The organism is Vibrio sp. 970, from assembly GCF_033339075.1.
The window spans coordinates 1-606 of sequence record NZ_JAWOTW010000523.1 but is presented as its reverse complement, the minus strand read 5'-3'; the positions used below and the strand labels follow the sequence as shown (position 1 = coordinate 606).

General features: G+C 45.5%; 1 protein-coding gene. It reads left to right on the top strand.

What is annotated here, in order from left to right:
* The first annotated feature begins 58 nt into the window (after positions 1-58).
* Positions 59-475, top strand: a complete 417-nt coding sequence (locus tag R7Q11_RS27655; RefSeq protein WP_005479430.1) for a membrane protein — start codon at positions 59-61, stop codon at positions 473-475.
* Positions 476-606: the final 131 nt, after the last annotated feature.

Here is a 606-nt window from a genome sequence, read left to right as displayed (position 1 = left end):
AAAGAAGCGATGGGCGAAGCAGAATCAAAACCAACGACAGAGAAAGGAGCGAAAGCGAATGAACAAACATCATAACGGGATTTGGATTGCGTATATCCTGAGTTGTTTTACCCCGTTTACGTTTTTGATCTCAGGCGTTATCGCAATTATCTATGCGGGTTACCGTTTGGATAAGGGGGAAGACAGCGACGTAGTGATTTCTCATTACTACGGTCTGATTCGTACCTTCTTCCTCTACCTGACGTTTTTTGTGGTGCTGATTGTCACCGTAGCGACCTCTAACGGTGTGCTCGTCGGGGTAAGTGACTATTGGGTGAAAAGTACGTTGATCGAAGACATCGCTTACTTCATCCCTTGGGTCGGAATGGTATTCGCTGCGTTAGCTATTCTTGTCTGGTTCATCCGTATGTTCCAAGGCATGCAGCAACTGCGTAACAATCAACCTCATACTCCCTCTACAGGTCCAAACCTATAATTGAACCTTAACAACATCAAAAGCCGCCTTATTTAGGGCGGCTTTTTTATTGCTTCGGTTATGCAATTGAGAGTTCGGTTATGCAATGGAGAGCCAGAAGCTTGTCGTGACACGCTGGACATGAGCATAAC

Bases quoted from the DNA above. Each gene is read 5' to 3' on its own strand.
- R7Q11_RS27655 (WP_005479430.1), top strand. From the start codon at position 59: ATGAACAAACATCATAACGGGATTTGGATTGCGTATATCCTGAGTTGT.